This is a genomic window from Aeromonas sp. R3-1 (assembly GCF_040908345.1).
GTDB lineage: Bacteria > Pseudomonadota > Gammaproteobacteria > Enterobacterales > Aeromonadaceae > Aeromonas > Aeromonas veronii.
This window is the reverse complement of the sequence record NZ_JBFODN010000003.1, coordinates 1-18,694: the sequence shown is the minus strand read 5'-3', so window position 1 is coordinate 18,694 and position 18,694 is coordinate 1. Positions and strand designations below refer to the sequence as shown.

16 protein-coding genes are annotated in these 18,694 nt (G+C 57.6%); 10 read left to right on the top strand and 6 right to left on the bottom strand.

The window, feature by feature from the left end; translation table 11 throughout:
• The first annotated feature begins 241 nt into the window (after positions 1-241).
• The 5 genes from AB5Y85_RS00165 to AB5Y85_RS00145 all read left to right on the top strand — a co-directional run bounded on the left by AB5Y85_RS00165 (position 242) and on the right by AB5Y85_RS00145 (position 7,189).
• Positions 242-763: a curlin gene (locus AB5Y85_RS00165; protein ID WP_101531458.1), complete on the top strand. Its 522-nt coding sequence runs from the start codon at positions 242-244 to the stop codon at positions 761-763.
• A 34-nt stretch (positions 764-797) separates the two neighbouring features.
• On the top strand, positions 798-2,075 hold the full coding sequence (locus tag AB5Y85_RS00160) for a curlin (protein WP_101531457.1): 1,278 nt from the start codon (positions 798-800) through the stop codon (positions 2,073-2,075).
• A 98-nt stretch (positions 2,076-2,173) separates the two neighbouring features.
• Positions 2,174-2,476 (top strand): curli-like amyloid fiber formation chaperone CsgH, encoded by a 303-nt coding sequence (csgH, locus tag AB5Y85_RS00155; RefSeq protein ID WP_240533697.1) that lies wholly within the window; start codon positions 2,174-2,176, stop codon positions 2,474-2,476.
• 89 nt (positions 2,477-2,565) lie between these two features.
• Positions 2,566-5,394: an excinuclease ABC subunit UvrA gene (uvrA, locus tag AB5Y85_RS00150; protein ID WP_005356491.1), complete on the top strand. Its 2,829-nt coding sequence runs from the start codon at positions 2,566-2,568 to the stop codon at positions 5,392-5,394.
• A 121-nt stretch (positions 5,395-5,515) separates the two neighbouring features.
• Positions 5,516-7,189 carry a diguanylate cyclase gene (locus AB5Y85_RS00145; protein WP_368221024.1) on the top strand — a complete coding sequence of 558 codons (1,674 nt, stop codon included), beginning with the start codon at positions 5,516-5,518 and terminating at the stop codon, positions 7,187-7,189.
• Here AB5Y85_RS00145 and AB5Y85_RS00140 read toward each other — a convergent pair.
• A complete protein-coding gene (locus tag AB5Y85_RS00140) occupies positions 7,186-7,317 on the bottom strand; it encodes a hypothetical protein (protein ID WP_019445201.1) in 132 nt (43 codons plus the stop codon). The genes AB5Y85_RS00145 and AB5Y85_RS00140 overlap by 4 nt on opposite strands.
• Before the next feature lie 330 nt (positions 7,318-7,647).
• Between AB5Y85_RS00140 and ompW the strand changes: the two genes are divergently transcribed.
• The 3 genes from ompW to AB5Y85_RS00125 all read left to right on the top strand — a co-directional run bounded on the left by ompW (position 7,648) and on the right by AB5Y85_RS00125 (position 11,981).
• Complete coding sequence (ompW, locus tag AB5Y85_RS00135) at positions 7,648-8,283, top strand: outer membrane protein OmpW (protein ID WP_042080930.1); 636 nt, start codon at positions 7,648-7,650, stop codon at positions 8,281-8,283.
• Between the two features lie 222 nt (positions 8,284-8,505).
• Positions 8,506-10,485: a methyl-accepting chemotaxis protein gene (locus AB5Y85_RS00130; RefSeq protein WP_368221023.1), complete on the top strand. Its 1,980-nt coding sequence runs from the start codon at positions 8,506-8,508 to the stop codon at positions 10,483-10,485.
• Positions 10,486-10,493: 8 nt separating this feature from the next.
• Positions 10,494-11,981 carry an ABC transporter substrate-binding protein gene (locus tag AB5Y85_RS00125; protein ID WP_368221021.1) on the top strand — a complete coding sequence of 496 codons (1,488 nt, stop codon included), beginning with the start codon at positions 10,494-10,496 and terminating at the stop codon, positions 11,979-11,981.
• A gap of 73 nt (positions 11,982-12,054) precedes the next feature.
• Here the strand turns inward: AB5Y85_RS00125 and AB5Y85_RS00120 are convergent, their stop codons facing one another.
• A complete protein-coding gene (locus AB5Y85_RS00120; RefSeq protein ID WP_368221019.1) occupies positions 12,055-12,855 on the bottom strand; it encodes a GNAT family N-acetyltransferase in 801 nt (266 codons plus the stop codon).
• A 329-nt stretch (positions 12,856-13,184) separates the two neighbouring features.
• Here AB5Y85_RS00120 and metF point away from each other — a divergent pair, with 329 nt between their 5' ends.
• The gene (gene metF / locus AB5Y85_RS00115) at positions 13,185-14,075 is read left to right on the top strand and encodes a methylenetetrahydrofolate reductase (protein WP_005340191.1); all 891 of its coding nucleotides are present in this window, start codon (positions 13,185-13,187) and stop codon (positions 14,073-14,075) included.
• Positions 14,076-14,144: 69 nt separating this feature from the next.
• Here metF and AB5Y85_RS00110 read toward each other — a convergent pair whose 3' ends face one another.
• Both AB5Y85_RS00110 and AB5Y85_RS00105 read right to left on the bottom strand, forming a co-directional pair.
• The gene (locus AB5Y85_RS00110) at positions 14,145-15,209 is read right to left on the bottom strand and encodes a DUF3103 family protein (RefSeq protein WP_368221018.1); all 1,065 of its coding nucleotides are present in this window, start codon (positions 15,207-15,209) and stop codon (positions 14,145-14,147) included.
• 122 nt (positions 15,210-15,331) lie between these two features.
• The gene (locus tag AB5Y85_RS00105) at positions 15,332-16,507 is read right to left on the bottom strand and encodes a benzoate/H(+) symporter BenE family transporter (protein WP_368221016.1); all 1,176 of its coding nucleotides are present in this window, start codon (positions 16,505-16,507) and stop codon (positions 15,332-15,334) included.
• A 119-nt stretch (positions 16,508-16,626) separates the two neighbouring features.
• Here AB5Y85_RS00105 and AB5Y85_RS00100 point away from each other — a divergent pair, with 119 nt between their 5' ends.
• Positions 16,627-17,196 (top strand): helix-turn-helix domain-containing protein, encoded by a 570-nt coding sequence (locus AB5Y85_RS00100; RefSeq protein ID WP_101531453.1) that lies wholly within the window; start codon positions 16,627-16,629, stop codon positions 17,194-17,196.
• Between the two features lie 16 nt (positions 17,197-17,212).
• Here the strand turns inward: AB5Y85_RS00100 and AB5Y85_RS00095 are convergent, their stop codons facing one another.
• Together AB5Y85_RS00095 and AB5Y85_RS00090 are read right to left on the bottom strand one after the other, a co-directional pair.
• The gene (locus tag AB5Y85_RS00095) at positions 17,213-18,409 is read right to left on the bottom strand and encodes an NnrS family protein (protein ID WP_368221015.1); all 1,197 of its coding nucleotides are present in this window, start codon (positions 18,407-18,409) and stop codon (positions 17,213-17,215) included.
• Between the two features lie 89 nt (positions 18,410-18,498).
• The coding region (locus tag AB5Y85_RS00090) for a hypothetical protein (RefSeq protein WP_368221013.1) at positions 18,499-18,694 on the bottom strand (196 nt) is incomplete at its 5' end.

The window sequence follows — 18,694 nt, the reverse complement described above, 5'->3', positions numbered from 1 at the left end:
GATGCTGGAGCGTTACGGAAAAGGCGTAAATATCAAAACATGTTTGCATGAGGCGCTGGGGCGCCCCATGCAACACGTAATTGGGACATAGCCATTTTTTTGGCCTCCATCGAATACGACTTAAGACTTTCTGCTCAGCGACAGGACGGCGCTTTTCATCCTCGAATCAGCGGAGTGCCTGATAGGCCGCCTCTTGTCTGACAGGGATACTGTGGGCGTTTTCCAACAAAGCGATGGCGCGATGAAACACCTGTTGAGTGCTCTCTTTTTTCTGCTGATGTCGGGTGCCCCGCAACTCGCCGCAGAGCCTTCTGCCTTCGACGAGCTGGCAATGGCAAGCGAGCTGGATTCCGGTCTGCAGAACGATGGAAACCAGGCGCTGTTGTGGCAACTCGGTGGCGAGCAGCAGTTGCACCTCACCCAGCAAGGGGAGCTGAATCAGGCGCGCCTGCTGCAACAGGGTTGGGCCAATGAGTTGGCGCTCTCCCAGGTAGGAGATGAGAACTGGGTCAATGGTGCGCAACTGGGTGAGGGCAATAGCGCCGAACTCTATCAGGCGGGCATCAATAACCGGATTTGGCTGCTGCAACAAGGCAGCGGCAATGAAGCCTGGATCAGTCAGCAAGGGGCAGACAATCAGGCCCGGGCGATCCAGCTGGGTGATGGCAATCAGGCCAGCATCGAGCAAAACGGTAACGGATTGGCGGCAACCGTTATTCAGACGGGCGCCAATCAGCAAGTAAATGTCGTTCAAACCAACTGAGCCTAGGCTCAACCATTAGCACGAGAGGGAAATCATGTTTAAACGTACCATCATTGCCTCGGCAGTTCTTCTGGCGACCAGCACCGCTTGGGCGGCATCTACTGGCAACGACGCTTATGTCACGCAGTTCGGCGATACCAATAAGGCAACCGTTAACCAAGTGGTGTCTAGTGTGGATAACCGGGCTGATATCTATCAAGAAGGTGAAAACAACGAAGCGTTGACCACCCAGGAAAATACCGGCAGCTCGGTAGCCAATACCAGCCAGGTCGGCACTGGCAATAGCGGCGTAGTGCTGCAATCGGGAAATACCAATCTCTCCACCGCAACCATTGACACCAACGGAAGCCGGAACAGGGCAAGTGTTACCCAGCAGATCGACAATGGCAGCGCTACCGCCACAATTAACCAAGGGGCTGCCGGCAGCGATGCCAACGACAACAGTGCCACTATCGGACAGAACGATGCCGATCAAGCCAGCTCGGTGATTAACCAGCTTTCAAATGGTAACACGGCCACCATTGACAACTATTGGTCAGACTTTGCCGAGGCAACCGTTACCCAGCAGGGGGATGGTGGGCATACCGCCACAGTCTTCCAAAGCGCTTCGGATGGTGCCAATGTCGAGGTAACTCAGGAGGGGGCAGGTCAAACCGCCACCGTTTATCAGAATACCGAAAACTATGGTAATCTCGCCGCCGAGGGCACCAGCGCCAGCGTAGTGCAGCGCGGCGAGCTCAATACGGCTTTAGTCGGTCAGTTCGACCAAAATAACGTAGCGCAGGTCACGCAGGTGGCTGAGCGCGGACAGTATACCCTGACCCAGCGAGGCTCGGCCGATAATCAGGGTAACCGGGCTGTTGGTTATCAGGCAGGAACCAGCGAGACAGCAACGGTGGCCCAAACCGGTAACAGCAACGACGCAAACACTTATCAAGTCGGGAACGGCAACACCACCGAGGTGGCCCAGACCGGCGATGATAACGTTGCCGATGCTGGTCAGTATGGTAGCAACTCCCTGGTGACCCTGACCCAGGAGGGCGATGGCAACTATGCAGTCGGCGTTACCTCTGGTGGAGACGATAACATCGCCACGGTCAGCCAGACCGGCGATGGCCACATTGGGTATGCGGTCGCTTATGGTCAAGGTAACAAGGTGACCGTGACCCAGACCGGGCTCGACAATGCAGCGTATGCATATGGCTATGGCATCAATAACACTGTCACTGTGACCCAGAGCGACAGCGGTAACTTTGCCTCCGCCTCCTCCTATGGCACAAACAACCTGATCCTGGTGAATCAGGGTCAGTAACCATGATGTTAACCAAGGGCCTGCGGGCCCTTTTTTCATTATTGTGGGTCGCTGGGCTGATGTGTGGAGCTTCAGATGCCGTTTGCGAGGATCATCAAATGGACATGGCCCTTAACCTCAATGTGACTCAACACGCTCAGGGGGTCTCACTGGCTCCGACGCTGCTCAGCGATCACGATGTGACGGTGAGCTTCAGGTTGCTGGTGCGCAGCGAAGGGGCAGCCGGGAGCACGACTCAGCGCCAGAGCCGTAATCTGTCGCTGCAGGCTGGAGTGGTCATGGCGGTTGGCAAAATAGGGCTGGGTTTGCGTTGCCCCTATCGGGTCGAGGTCACCGCCCGGATATGGCAAAACGAGCAGCTGCTGGTGGAGAAAAAAGAGCAGATGGCGTGCGCCGGATGATGCGCATTTCCTCTCATGACTGTCTATTCATCCAGTAGTCTCTATGCCATACTGACTCGCTCAGGTTTCTGTATCGAGCGTGCAACAAGATGGAAAAGATCGTGGTCCGGGGTGCTCGCACCCACAACCTCAAGAACATCAATCTGACCCTGCCCCGCGACAAGCTGATCGTGGTCACCGGCCTCTCCGGTTCGGGCAAATCCTCTCTGGCGTTCGATACCCTCTATGCCGAGGGGCAGCGCCGCTATGTGGAGTCCCTCTCCGCCTATGCCCGCCAGTTCCTCTCCCTGATGGAGAAGCCGGACGTCGACCATATCGAGGGGCTCTCGCCCGCCATCTCCATCGAACAGAAGTCCACTTCCCACAACCCGCGCTCGACCGTCGGTACCATCACCGAGATCTACGACTACCTGCGTCTGCTGTTTGCCCGGGTCGGTGAGCCGCGCTGCCCGACTCACGCCATTCCGCTCGCCGCCCAGACCATCAGCCAGATGGTGGATCAGGTGCTGGCTCAACCGGAGGGGAGCAAGCTGATGCTGCTGGCCCCGGTGGTGCGGGATCGCAAGGGGGAGCACACCAAGCTGCTGGAGAATCTGGCGGCCCAGGGCTACATCCGTGCCCGTATCGACGGCGAGGTGTGCGATCTCTCCGATCCTCCTACGCTGGAGCTGCACAAGAAGCACACCATCGAGGTGGTGGTGGATCGCTTCAAGGTGCGCGAGGACCTTGCCTTGCGTTTGGCCGAGTCGTTCGAGACGGCGCTGACCCTCTCCGGTGGCATTGTGCTGGTGGTGCCGATGGACGGGGAGGAGGGCGTCACCCCCATGACCTTCTCCGCCAACTTCGCCTGCCCGGAGTGTGGCTACTCCATGTCGGAGCTGGAGCCGCGCATCTTCTCCTTCAACAATCCGGCCGGTGCCTGCCCGACCTGCGACGGCCTCGGGGTACAGCAATATTTCGATCCAGCCAAGGTGATCGGCGATCCGGCCATCAGTCTGGCCAATGGCGCTATCCGCGGCTGGGACAAGCGTAGCTTCTACTACTTCCAGATGCTGAAATCCCTCTCCGAACACTACAAGTTCGATCTGGAGACGCCGTGGGAGGATCTGCCGGTCAAGACCCAGGAGGTGATCCTGCGCGGCTCCGGTCGCACCGAGATCGAGTTCCGTTACATGAACGATCGCGGCGATGTGGTGGTGCGCAAGCACCCGTTCGAAGGGATCCTGCACAACATGGAGCGGCGCTACCGGGAGACCGAATCCAACTCGGTGCGTGAAGAGCTCTCCAAATATATCGCGAACAAATCCTGTACCAGCTGCGGCGGCAGCCGACTGCGGGAGGAGGCGCGCCACGTTTTCGTCGACAACCGCAACCTGCCGGCCATTGCCGAGCAGTCCATCGGCGATGCACTGGCCTTCTTCGAGGGGCTTAACCTCACCGGCCAGCGCGCCCAGATTGCCGAGAAGATCTTGAAAGAGATCGTCGAGCGGCTCGGCTTCCTGGTTAATGTGGGTCTCAACTATCTGAGCCTGTCCCGCAGCGCCGAGACCCTCTCCGGCGGCGAAGCGCAGCGCATTAGACTGGCCAGCCAGATCGGTGCCGGGCTGGTGGGCGTCATGTATGTACTCGATGAGCCTTCCATCGGTCTGCATCAGCGCGACAACGAGCGGTTGCTCAAGACGCTCACCCATCTGCGCGATCTGGGCAACACGGTGATCGTGGTGGAGCACGACGAGGATGCCATTCGTCTCGCCGACCATGTGCTGGATATCGGCCCGGGGGCGGGTGTGCATGGCGGCGAAATTGTTGCGCAGGGCACCCCCCAGCAGATTATCGACAATCCGGAGTCGCTGACCGGTGACTACCTCTCCGGTCGCAAGCAGATCGCCATTCCGGCCGAGCGCACACCGCTTACCGGCAAGTGGCTGAAACTCAAGGGGGCGAGCGGCAACAACCTGCGCAACGTCAACCTGGATCTGCCCATCGGAGTGATGACCTGCGTTACAGGCGTCTCCGGCTCCGGCAAGTCGACCCTGATCAACGACACCCTGTTCCGCATCGCCCACCGCGAGCTCAACAAGGCGACCGAGTCCACCCCGGCACCCTATCGCAGCGTCGAGGGGCTGGAGCATCTGGACAAGGTGGTGGATATCGACCAGAGCCCCATCGGCCGCACCCCGCGCTCCAACCCGGCCACCTATACCGGTCTGTTCACTCCGATCCGCGAGCTGCTCTCCGGCACCCAGGAGGCGCGTTCACGCGGCTACCAGCCGGGCCGCTTCTCCTTCAACGTGAAAGGGGGTCGCTGCGAGGCGTGCCAGGGGGATGGGGTCATCAAGGTAGAGATGCACTTCCTGCCGGATGTCTACGTGCCGTGCGATGTCTGCAAGGGCAAGCGCTACAACCGCGAGACGCTGGAGGTGAAGTACAAGGGCAAGAACATCCACGAAATCCTCGAGATGACGGTGGAAGATGCCCGCGAGTTCTTCGATCCGGTGCCGGCAGTGGCGCGCAAGCTGCAGACCCTGATGGATGTGGGCCTCTCCTATATCCGCCTCGGCCAGTCGGCCACCACGCTCTCTGGCGGTGAGGCGCAGCGGGTCAAGCTGGCGCGGGAGCTCTCCAAGCGGGATACCGGTCAGACTCTCTACATTCTGGATGAGCCGACCACAGGGCTGCATTTCCACGATATCCAGCAACTGCTCAAGGTACTGCACCAGTTGCGGGATCGCGGCAACACCATCGTCATCATCGAGCACAACCTTGATGTGGTAAAAACTGCCGACTGGATCGTCGATCTGGGGCCAGAGGGAGGCGCCGGTGGTGGCCGCATTCTGGTGACGGGGACGCCGGAAGAGATTTGCACCAATAAAGAGTCTCATACAGCTCGTTTTTTGCGGCCACTATTGGCGCGATAAGCCGTTATAATCGAGGGGCCCTTGGCCCCTTTTTGTTATAAAAATCGGGAGCATAGGGGGAAGCTCGTCAAGTGTGGGCAGGCTTGGCATCTCAGCGTCATGGTAATGGATATATCGGGTTATGGCTCAGGCTCCGCGCACGATTGATCATCAGTTGGCTTACTCCATGTTCCCCATCTGGCTGGGGGCGATCCTGCTATTGCTGGTCCTGCTGGCGTGGGCCCAGATCCCGGCTGCCAGCCGGATTGAGGAGCAACGAATGAAGGAGCATCTGCTGCGCGTGACCAAGGCGGTGCAGGCGGATGTGGCCGCTCTGGATGCATTCAGTCGGGATTGGGGCATCTGGGATGACAGTCACCGTTTTATGGACAACAAAAGCAGGGCGTACATCGAATCCAACCTGTTCAGTGATATGCCGATGAGGGATTTTAATCTCAACCTGATGAGCTTCATGGATCTCACCGGCTACGAAATCTGGACGCGCACCCTGCTACCCGATGCGCCGGGGATCAATCCGGACCAGTTTCCCTACTTCCTTGATGAACTGAAAAAGCAGTTAAGGGCGCGCTCGGTGGCGCAAGGGGGCATCAATCTGCACGGGATCCGTGCTTCCCAGTGGGGGCCGCTGATGTACTCGTGGCAGCCGATCAGAAACAGTGACGAGTCGGCACCGTTCAACGGTTTCTTGCTGGTTGTACGTTGGCTCGACAAGGCCTATCTCGAGCAGGTATCGGAGCGTACCGCGCTGCCTCTGGCGATTTCCCACGCCAATCTGGATGTCACCGCTACCTTCAAACCACTGAAATCGCATATAACGTATCGCCTGATCGACCTTGGGCTCACCCGGCTCAGGGGAGAGGTGCGACTGCTCAACAGCGATAACCAGCCGGTGCTGACTCTGGTGATTGAGGAGGAGAGAAAGATCTTGAGTGGCGTCATGGAGGGGGCGCTCTGGACCTTTATCGGCATGCTGTTTATCAGTTTTATCTGCGTCATGATCGCCATGTATCGGCTCAACAGCATTGTGCTCACCCCGTTGCAGCAGCTGGTGTCGGCGCTGCAACGCTTTGGCGATCGGCCGGATGCCACCTTGATCCCCTATATCGACAGCAGCGCCGAGATGGCGACCCTGAGTGGCAAGTTCAGGGAGATGGCCAGCAAGGTTAGTCAGCAACATGATGATTTGTTGGAAAAATCCAGCCAGATGGAGATGGCTGCATTCACCGATCCTTTGACCCGTTGCTTCAATCGTCGCTATCTCGATGGCTGGTTGCAGGCCAACCGGGCCAAACCTTGTCTGTTATTGCTGCTGGATCTGGATCATTTCAAGCGGATTAATGACCGCCTTGGCCATGACATCGGGGATCTGGTGCTGAAACAGTTGGCGGATCTGCTGCGCAAGGTGGTGACAGGAGAGCGCGAGCCGATCATCCGGCTGGGTGGGGAGGAGTTCTTGTTGCTGCTACAAGTGGATGACGAGCAAGAGTTGGCGTTGCGGGTCGAATATCTGCGCCAACGTGTCGCTCAGCACCGCTTTGGCAGAGAGGATGCGCCACTCTGGTTGACGGTGTCGCTGGGGTTCTGCCGCTATCCGTTGCACCCGGAGTACCCGGATTCATTCTGGAGTCACAGCTTCAAACTGGCGGACATGGCGCTGTATCAGGCCAAAGTCGGCGGGCGAAATCGGTGGTGTGGCTACGCTGGTACCCTCTCTGCGGAGGGCATGGGCCAGACTCCGGAGCAGCTTGCTGAAGGGGGGAATATCACCCTGCTGCACTCTATCAATCCGGATTAACCCTGCCGTACCAATACCAGATAGGCCAGGGCGACAATAAAACCGAGCAGGATAAAGAGAAAGGATCCGATTCCCCACACGGCCGCGAGAAAGGCCCCCACCTTTTGCCATTTCGACTCATTTTTCATAAATAAACCATTACTTCCCAGTAACTTGTATGGCGCAAAAAATACGCTGATTTGCCCATATTAACAACAATTAATAGCCACTCTGCCGCGCAATAAGGTGTGGTTTATTTGCTCCTTTTGGCGCTGAGTGCGGGTAGTTACAACCTGTCGAAACAGGTATTTCGGCTTGTTGTCTGGGTACTCAACGAGATTGGGATGGCGCGCAAAGATGTCACACCAATCGATTTATTTCTTTGCAACCTTTGCTCCAAGTCAATAACTTTGCATTTACAAGGGCATATAGTCAGCGGGCTTACAGCATCAAATGAAAACAAAAAAAGGGATTACGTGATGAAAAAATTACTTCCTCTGATGATTGCCGCTGCAGTGACCTCTCCTTTCGCCATGGCCCATCAGGCTGGTGATATTCTGGTTCGTGGTGGTTTGGCCATCGTTTCTCCTCAGGAGAGCAGTGATGATGTGCTTAACACTGGTGAGTTTCAGATTGATAGCAATCAACAGCTTGGCCTGACCCTCGGGTATATGATCACCGACAACTGGGGTGTTGAGTTGCTGGCTGCAACCCCGTTCTCCCATCGTGTGAGCACTGCTGGATTGGGGGAAATTGCCAAGGTTAAGCATCTGCCACCCACATTGATGGCCCAGTACTATTTTGGCGATGCCAAGAGCAAGGTTCGCCCGTATATTGGTGTGGGCGTGAATTACACCACTTTCTTTGATGAAAAAGCTGTCGGTGCATTGGCACAGCTGGGTGATGTCAATGTGAGCCTGGATGATTCATGGGGTCTGGCTGGGCAGGTTGGTATCGATATGGCGATCACTGATCGCTGGTTTGTAAACGGTTCAGCCTGGATCATGGATATCGATACAGATGTGAACGTCGATGTGAATGGCAGCCGTGCTGCGACCATTAAGACTAACATCGACCCGATGGCCTTTATGGTGGGTGTTGGCTACCGCTTCTAATGATTCTGACTGCGGTTTTGAACGGACCGCGGAAGATAGCAAAGTACGTCTCTTTCAGCCCGGCTTGTGCCGGGCTTTTTTTGTATAGCTGATTTTGTCTGGACTGTGATCCAACCCGATACAAATCAATTAAATACCTGCCGCTTTATTTCAGTTATTCGCCACCCCTGCCGATAGTGACTATGTTCACTTTACCTTCCCCCAATGAGTGAGGATGTCTCCATGGGCTTATCTATCGTGCAGCGGATCATCGCCGGATTTGTGTTGATGCTGCTGTTGCTGATCCTGCTTGGTGTGATCAGTACCTTTAAAATCAAGGGTATAAATGACGGCCTCTCTGCCGTATCTGACCGGGCAACCCCGCTGGTGGTGGCTGTCGCAGGTCTCAAGGGGGCACTGCAGGATAGTAACCGCTGGGTGCTGGTCTACCGCACCAGTGAAGATGCCGCCCAGTTGCCGCAACTGGCCAATCAGTTCAAGGAGCAGCAGAACCGCTTTGCCCAGCTGAGTCAGGAGATGGGTAAATTTACCGACGTAGCGGATGCTCGTACCCGCTTCCAGCAGGTCGAAAGTGCTACCACCCAATTTTATGGCTTGGCTGATCAGGTGTTGGCCCAGCATCGGCAGTGGGTCAGCGCGCTGGAGCAGCGCCACAAGCTGGAGATGGAATTTATCCGCCTTGAGGATACCTACCAGTGGGCGGCGGATCTGCTGCTGCAACAGACCGCCAGCAAACGCTCCATGCGCAACAAGGCGGAACTTATTACCTCGGGTATCGCCCGCGACCTGAAGAATATCCGTCGTGCCGATGCCAAAACCGACCTGAACGAGCTGGAAAAGGTACTCAGCAAGGATATCGAGATGGCCCGCAAGCGGTTGGAGCGGGTGCTGGTGCCTGATGATGTGAAAGCGCGCTTTGTCTCCAATCTGGATCGGATGCAGGAGCTGGCGCTTGGCGCTCAGGGCTTGTTGGCGACCATGCGTCAGGCTCAGCAACTGGCGCTGTCGCTGGCCACGCAAAATCAGCAGTTGGATGCCAGTCTGGTCAACAGCCTCAATTTGCTCGATGAGATGGGCAAGTCTGCCGGAGCCATCGCCAGCGATAGCCGGATCAACGCCGATGCGGCGGTCAGCAGTGCCAGCTTCTGGATCCTGGTGGTTGCCGCGATGTCGGCCGCTGCGGCGCTGGTGATCGGCTATACCACGGCGCGCAGCATTCAGCGCCCGTTGCAGATGATCAACAAGGAGCTCGATTACATGGCGGCCGGTGATATGACCCGCCGCATCAACTACCGCAGCAGTTGCGAATTTGGCAGCCTTTCCCGCTCTATCGATACGCTGGCGGGCAAGACCGGTGAGCTGCTCTCTCAAATCAATGCAGGCTCCCGCCATCTGGTGGATGAGGCGAGCCGCGCCGCCGAGATCAGCGAACGGGCCATGTCCCGGGTGCAAGAGCAGAAGAGCCAGACCGATCAGGTGGCCGCCGCCATTACCGAGCTGGAAGTGAGCGCCACCGAGGTGGCCCGCTCTACCGATGGTACCAAGCGGGAAGTGGATCAGGCCGATGAAGAGGCGCGCAATGGGCGCCAGAAAGTGGCCACCACTCGCCGGATCACCGAGCAGCTGGCTGGTGCCATGGAAGAGGCGGTCGGGATCACCTACAAGCTGGGCGAATTCAGCAACAACATCGGCAGCATTCTCGATGTGATCCGCAGCATCGCCGAGCAGACCAACCTGCTGGCCTTGAACGCCGCCATCGAAGCGGCCCGTGCTGGCGATGCCGGCCGCGGTTTCGCGGTGGTGGCCGATGAGGTGCGGGCGCTGGCCAATCGCACCCAGACTTCGACCGAAGAGATCCAGGGGATGATTGAGAACCTGCAGAGCTCCAGCAAGCATGTGGTTGAAGTGATGGGGCGTAGCCAGGAGCAGACCCAGAGCTGTGTCGAGCAGACTCGCGAGATGGATGTGGCGCTGCAATCCATTGCCGATCGGATGGGGGCCATCAAATCGATGGCTGATCAGGTGGCCCATGCCGCTCAGGAGCAGATCTCCGTCAGTCAGGGGGTCGCTCGTCATATCGCCGGTATTGCCGATGTGGCATACGAGACCGAGCGGGAGGCGCGCGAATCCGCCAGCAGCAGCGAAGTGCTGGCCGACCTGGTCGCCAAACAGCAGCAATTGATCGCACATTTCAAGGTCTAGGAGGGCTTATGTCTAAAAAGTGGATTGGAGCCCTGAGTCTCCTGTTGTGTGGCCAGCTGATGGCCAGCGAGCTGGTGATTGAAAGCTGGCGAACCGATGACAAGGCGTTGTGGGAGCAGAAGATTATCCCGGCGTTTGAAGCGGCGCATCCCGGCATCAAGGTGAGTTTTCATCCGGTGCAGAACGTCAACTACATGCCCACTCTGTGGGAGAGCCTGAAAGGCGGTAAGGCGGGGGATCTCATTACCTGTCGCCCGTTTGATGACTCGCTCGCCCTGTTCAAGGCGGGCCATCTGGCCGAGCTGACCGAAATGGCAGGGATGGAGAACTTCCCGAGTTTTGCCCAGTCACCCTGGCAGACCGATTCCGGTGCCCAGACCTTCTGCGTGCCGATGGCCTCGGTGATCCATGGCTTCTTCTATAACAAGAAGATCTTCAGTGAGTTGGGGCTCACCTTGCCGCAAACCCGCGATCAGTTCTTTGCCGTGCTGGACAAGATCAAGGCCGACGCGCGCTATGTGCCGCTGGCCATGAGCGGTTCCGAGAGCTGGGTTGCCTCCGAACTGGGGTTCCAGAATATTGGTCCCAATTACTGGAAAGGGGAAGATGGTCGTCTGGCGTTGATTGGCGGGCAGGAGCGGTTGGACAACCCCCAATATGTGAAGGTGTTCGACGAGCTGGCCCGCTGGCGTTCCTACCTCGGTGAAGGTGGTGAGAGCCGCGATTATGCGACCAGCAACGAGCTGTTCACGTCGGGCAAGGCTGCCTTCTACGTGGCGGGCTCCTGGGAGATTGCCCCCTTCACCGGCAAGGTCGATTTTGGCGTCATGCGTCCGCCGGTGGCCAAACAGGGTGATGGCTGTTTCTTTACCGACCATACCGATATCGGTATGGGAATGAACCCGGCCAGCAAGAATAAAGAGGGTGCAATGGCTTTCCTGCAGTGGCTGACGACGCCGCAATTTGCCGAGCTCTATACCAACTCGCTGCCGGGATTCTTCTCCCTCTCCAATCACTTCTTCGATGTCACCAATCCGGCGGCCAAAGAGATGATGGAGTGGCGCGATCAGTGTGACTCGACCATTCGGGTGGCGACCCAGATCCTCTCCCGTGGTACGCCCAAGTTGGGGGATGAGCTGGCCGAGGTGAGTCAGGCGGTGCTGCTTGGCAAGATGGAGCCCAAAGCTGCCGCAGATCGACTGGAAGGTGGCTTGAAGGGCTGGTATGCCCCTCATCAGGGCAACAAGGCCAAGAACGCGGATTGTCAGTGTGATGCTGTTGCCCCTGCTCCTGCTCCTGCTCCTGCTTCGGCTTCAGCGCCAGCGACTGAGGTGTCCGCAGCCCCCGCGACCAGTGAAACATCGGCCGTGGTGGCACCAGCTGTGACTCCCGCAGAACCCGCATCAGCGGCCGCTGCCCCATTACCGGCGCCGTCGGATGAGGTGGAGCAGGCGCTCTCCAACGAGCTGGAGGCGCCACAGCAGCCACAGCAATAGGTCATCTGCATCAATAAGAGCGGGAGGCATCAGCCTCCCGTTTTTTTATGGCTCGCGGCCAGCATGTATCGCTTTATTGTGCTTCGTGGGGCCAGCGGCAGAGGCTGCCGATGCGGGCAACCGGGGCAAACCCCAGAGAGCGGTAAATGCGCTGGGCATGGTAATGCTCGTCAGCCACTATGATCAGCTGTTTGGCACGGGACAATCCAGCGCGAGCCACTTGACTCAGCAGCTGGCGGCATAACCCCTGATTGCGCCACGCATGGTGCGTGCGTACCAACTGGAAGCGCCCAAGTGTGCCGCAAAAGAAGAGGCCACAGCTGGCGACCAGTTGTTCCTCTTTCCAGATCCCCCACCAGTCCCCGAGACCATCGGCAATCATGGCCTGATAGAGCGCCTGGCGGGATCGCAGATAGGGAAGATAGCGCTGTTCAGAGTGTCCCTCATCCCGCTCATGGAGTTCGAAGTTGAGCCACTCAGGCCAATCAGCAGTGGTGAAGGTGCGTGCCTCAACCTTGTTCATGTCGCTGTGAGGGGGCGGGCAACTCTGTTCATCCAGCGCCAGCACCACGCACTCCATATACTGGTAACCCGTTGCGACAAAACCGACGATCCGGCTGTTTTGCCCGGCCGCCAGTGGCCATTGGAAGGTGCGGTGGTGCACTCGAGGATCCTGGCCGATCAGCTGATCAAATGTGGCTTCCAGCCAGCCTTTGTCACGGTCGCTGGGCGGGGTGGGGAGCAGCAGGTAGTTGCCGAAGTAGTAGTCGGGAGCATCCGGCGTGCGAACCGCCCAGAACTGATCGTGCTGAACAACCTCGCCCTGATAGCGATCGAACAGCAAGTCGGTGGCAAAGCCGGGATGGGTATCCATGATGGTGCTCCTGCAAAGACTCATTCTGTTATCGGCAGGAGTGGGAAATAGATGAAAAGGGGCCGGAGAAACCTCCGGCCAAACAATCACACGCAGATTCAGAACGTCCAGGACGATCTGGCCCCATCATAACTCGACTGGGGCAATTTTGGGATGGGCACTTTTCGGTTACGTACCGTTAATTTTGTAAATATGAAGTTCGTCAGATCGGATGTGAGGTAAATCCCTGTTGACTTTGTGTCGTTTTACTCATAAATATAAAGACGTTTAGACGTCCAAACATCCGTTTTGACGTAGGCAGATGGATTGCAGGACAGGGAGAAGAGCAGATGGGTTTTCACAGTGCACGTCAGGTTGAAGCGCTCAACCAGAGCTTGGCAGATTTGAATGGCGATATATCGGTCAGTTTCGAGTTTTTTCCGCCCAACAGTGAAGGGATGGAGAATACCCTCTGGCAGTCCATCGAACGGCTGAAGGTACTGGAACCCAAGTTCGTCTCTGTCACCTATGGCGCCAACTCCGGCACCCGTGATCGCACCCACAAGGTGATCAAGGACATCAAGGAACGGACAGGCCTGATTGCGGCGCCGCACCTGACCTGTATCGATGCCAGCCGCGACGAGCTGCGCACCATCGCCCGCGACTACTGGAACAGCGGTATTCGTCATATCGTGGCTCTGCGTGGTGATTTGCCACAGGGGTTGGAGAAGCCGGATATGTATGCCACCGATCTGGTTGCTCTGCTCAAGTCAGAGGCGGACTTCGATATCTCGGTTGCTGCCTATCCGGAAGGGCACCCGGAGGCCAAGAGTGCGCAATCCGACCTGCTCAACCTCAAGCGCAAGATCGATGCCGGTGCCAACCGCGCCATCACTCAGTTCTTCTTCGATGTGGAAACGTATTTGCGCTTTCGGGATCGCTGCGCCGCTATCGGCATCGATGCTGAAATCGTGCCGGGGATCCTGCCGGTCTCCAACTATCAGACCCTGGCCAAGTTTGCCGGTTTTACCAACGTGAAGATCCCGCGTTGGATGCATCAGCGTTTCGAGGGGCTGGATAACGATCAGATGACCCGCAATCTGGTGGGGGCGAGCATCGCCATCGATCAGGTGCGCGTGCTGAGTCAGGAAGGGGTGAAGGATTTCCACTTCTATACCCTGAACCGCTCCGAGCTGACTTATGCCATCTGCCATACTCTGGGGGTTCGTCCCAAGGGTTGACCTGTGGTCACCGCGATAAAAGCAAAAAGCCAATGAGTTGCTCATTGGCTTTTTCGTTATGGCCGATTATCAAGGTCTGGTCGGGGCGATCTCTTTTGGCTCAAGCTCGATAACCGCATTACCGGCAGCCCCCGGATACTGGCGATAGACCTGATCCTGCTCCAGTGTATAGAAGGTATCCAGATAGTCGTCGTTGTTGGTCATCCAGGAGTCGGGCAGTGCCTTGACGATGCGACCGCCGAGATCGAGGAAGGGCAGGGCTTCCGGCACGCCACCCGCAGTAAAGCCGAGTTTGAGAGCTTCAATCAGCAGGGCGCTCAGCTCCTTATAGTTGACGTTGTCATCCTGCTCCATCATCACCACATCGACGGCACCCCAGCGATAGCGATCCCAGTAAACCAGGATCTGGTTGGGGGTGTAGTCTGTGTTGTCATAGTCGAGGTAGGGCATGTCGACAATATCGACTACTGGCTCATCCCGACTGGGATTAACCCCTGCGACCACCGCATACACTTCGGCCGCGCCGAGCAGCCAGGGCTCCTGATCATCCTTCAGTCTGATCTTTTTCAGGATACTGGTCTTGAGCGGCGCCGTGCTGGCCGCCACTCGCGGAGCGCTTTGCAGATCAGCATCGGCCAGCGCTTTGCGCATTACCTTCAAGCCTGCGTTTTTGGCTTTGACGGGATCGGCTTCGACTACCAGAACCGGCCGGGCCGGTGCCTTGTCCACATCCAGATAGACGGGATTGCCAGCGCTGTCGAACGCTTCAATGGCGCTCCAGCTCTTCTCATCCCCACTAGGAACATAGGCGACCAGCGGTTCGACCCCCTGTTGCAGTGCGGCGGCCTGATCGGTGTTGGCCAGTCGCAATTGCATCAGTTGCTTGACCTCGCCATCCAGTCCTTGCCGGCTGATGGCCGCCTGGTTGGCATCGCTCGCCTGCCGTTTAAGCCGTGGGCTGGCCTTCTGCAGCAGGTTGGGAAGCGGGCTCTGGTATTGCTGGTTGCTCAGCAGGGGCAGCAGGTTTTTCTGCTGAAGTGCGAGCTGGCGAGCCAGCTCTCGATCCGTATCGGCAGCCTGGACGCTCGCAGCACCCAGTATGGCCAGTAGTAACAAGACAGCCTGATTTTTCATTTTTATACTCCGTTGCATGGAACCTGACAGGGCACCATGTCCGGGAAGATTGGTGCCCTGGCACCACTAGAAGGAAATTAGTTTCACTTGTGAATCATTTTATCTGGATAGTGTGCAGAGGTTCACGGTTTGAGGCTCAATTGATTCCTTTGTCGATATAATTGGAACTGATAGATAGCCAGACCAATCAGCAGACCCCAGCAGGCTGCCGCGATGCCGAGCAGGCTGATCCCGGACGCGGTAATGATAAAGGTGAGCAGCGCAGCTTCTCGCGCTTCATCCTCTTGCAAGGCCGAGTGCAGGCTGCTGCCGATGGTGCCTAACAGGGCCAAACCAGCGACGCAGGTGACAAGGGTTGCCGGAAAGGCGCTAAACAGGGCCGCGACGGTTGCGCCGAAGCAGCCGGTCACAAGATAAAAGCAACCCGCCCAAACCGCAGCAGGCCAGCGGCGCTTGGTATCCGGGTCGACCTCTTTGCCCATGCAAATGGCGGCAGTGATGGCGGCCAGATTGAAGGCATAACTGCCAAAAGGGGCGAGCAGCAGGCCAGTCAGGCCAGTCCAGCTGATCAGCGAGGAGGTGGAAGGCTGATAGCCATGGGCCCGCAAGATGGCAATTCCCGGCATGTTTTGCGATGTCATAGTGACAATGAATAGCGGCAGCGCGATACCAAACAGAGCATCAAGGGAGAAGGCTGGCCATGTCCAGACCGGGCTGGCGAGTTGCCAGTGAAGGGTGCCCATTTGCAAATCCCCCCGTACGCTGCAGATCAGCATCCCCACTCCCAGTACCAGCACCATGGTATAGCGGGGCCAGAGATGACGACCCAGCAGGAAGGCCAGCAGCAGGGTGCCAAGCAACAAGGGGTCTTGCGGGGCGACCTTGAACAGATCCAGCCCGAATTTGAGCAGCACGCCAGCCAGCATGGCGGCGGCCAGTGGAGCCGGGATATGTTTCATCAAACGGTCGAACCAGCCGCTGATGCCACACAGAGTGATCAGCAGGGACGAGATCACAAAGGCGCCGATGGCTTCCGCCAGAGTGAAGTTGCCCAGCGTGGTGATCAGCAGTGCCGCGCCTGGGGTGGACCAGGCGGTTAGTATGGGTATGCGGTAATAGAGAGAGAGGCCGATGCAGCTCACCCCCATGCCGATCCCCAGCGTCCAGAGCCAAGAGGCGACTTGAGCTGTATCTGCACCTGCTGCCGTGGCGGCCTGGATGATCAGGATGACGGAGCTGGTGTAGCCGACCATCACGGCGATAAATCCTGCGACCAGATGGGGGATGGCGAAGGGCATGACTCTTCCTCTTGGCGTTGTGACGCGCTGTGCGTTATTACGTACAATACAGCTTTGACTATATCGCTGTGCGCTATAGCGCACAAGGCGCATCGTGCAAGAGTAATAAAGAGGCAGTTATGCAAGAGATGAGTCAGCATCTGGCTGCTCGACTGAAGGGGCTGCGCAGCGAGCGCGGCTGGAGCCTGGATGCCGCCGCGCGCGAAACGGGCGTCAGCAAGGCGATGCTGGGGCAGATTGAGCGGGGAGAGTCCAGCCCGACAGTGGCGACGCTGTGGAAGATAGCCACCGGGTTTCGACTCTCATTTTCCAGTTTCATTGAGCCCACCCCCGCCGCGCAGGCAGAGGTGCTCTATCGCACCGCCGATGCCATTCGCCAGCAGCCAGCGGGAGAGGGCATGCAAGTGGCGCCGCTCTTCCCTTATGAAAACCGGTTTGGCTTCGAATTGCTTGAGCTGACCCTGTTGCCGGGTTACCAGCGTGAATCCGAGCCCCATGAGCCGGGAGTGACCGAGCATGTCATCGTCATCAGCGGCATGATGGAGGTGCTGGTGGAAGGGGAGTGGCGCTCACTGGTGCAAGGGGAGGCGGTGCGTTTTGCTGCCGACCGTCCCCACGGTTATCGCAATCTGGGCATAGCCCCGGCGATCTTTCACAACCTGATCCACTATCCGGTGGCAACACTCTGAACATGTTCCGCAGTCATCAACCCGGTCGACCATCTGCTCTGGGGCGGATCAGTATCGGGGTATAGACCCAGACAAACAGACCATAGGCAGCGATCCAGGCAAGCGCGCTGAGGTTCCAGCCATGCAGGGTATAAGCAGGCCAGAACAGGGGAATCGCCACCCGCATTGTGGCGGCAGCGATAACCAGGGCGAATGCGCCAGTGATCCTGCGTCCTACCTGCAAGGCCCGACCGCTATGGCCGAGGGAGACTCGCGCAATCATGCCCAGGATCATAGTGCCCATACAGCCTGCGCTGAGCAGGTGACTGGCCATTGACAGCGTTATGGGCAGACCCGCGCTATGTGCCGCAAGGGCGAGCAGGCCAAGAGGGATAAACAGATAGGCGAGATGGAGTGACCACAGCAGGGGATGCGCAAGGGTCGATGGCAGATGCCAACGCAGTTGTCGCCACAGATGCAAACTCGCCGCCACTATATAGAGAGGCACTATATATATGCTGGTAACCCATTGGGTGGGGAGCAGCAGCCAGCAGAGCAAGATAAGCCACTGTGTCGCGAGCGCCGCCCGCTCCAGCCAGAGTCGAGGTGCAGCTTTCTCCTGACCGGTTGCTCGGGCGGTGAAGAACGGAATCACCCTTCCACCCATCACGGCTATGAGGGTGGTAAACAACAGCACCGTTGTGATCAGCAGATGCTCAACGGTGGTCCACTCTGCATGCCATAACCAGCTGGCGCCATTGAGCAGGGTCAGTATCAACAACAGGGGCACGAAGAAGAGGTTGCGCCATTGCCGGGTTATCAAGATCGGCTTGGCAAGGAACCAGGCGCAAAGCGGCAACCAGAGCAGGTCTGCCAACATCAGAATCGTATTCTCCTCACCCAGCCAGGGTAACAAGGTCCTTGGCAACATCCACAACCCCACCACCATTGCCAATGGCCAGCTCCGAAGACCGGGATGGGCCGTCCAGTTCTGCACCGCGGTGAGCAGAAAACCCGCGACGATGGCTGCCCCGAAACCAAACAGCATCTCATGGCCGTGCCACCAGATCGGGTTGGCAATCCCTGGCAAGGTTAGCCAACCGTTGAGCTGCCCCAGCCAGAGCAACATGGCGACGGCAGCAAACAGAGCCCCAAAAAAGAAGAAGGGTCGGAACCCCAAGCGGAACAGCGGGACGATTTGCTCTTCCTTATGGCTATCGAGGATTTGATGCATGAGGGCATTCCAATTGAACATTTGAGATGGCAATTATAAATTGGCTTTTCAAATGTTCAATTTAAATCCGGCAATAGTCAGGATTGATGTCATTTTGAGCAAGAAAAGAGGTGGTTGCTTGATATCTGAGCGAACGAACCTTTTTTGCTGAAAAAGCCCTTGTCATCCCGGCGCGGCTCCCTATAATGCCCCCCTACCAGCACGGCGGAACACGCCGGACTGATGAGCCAGCTTCCTAGCGAAGTGGGCGCCGAAAGAAAAGCGAAAACAATTGCTTGACTTTCG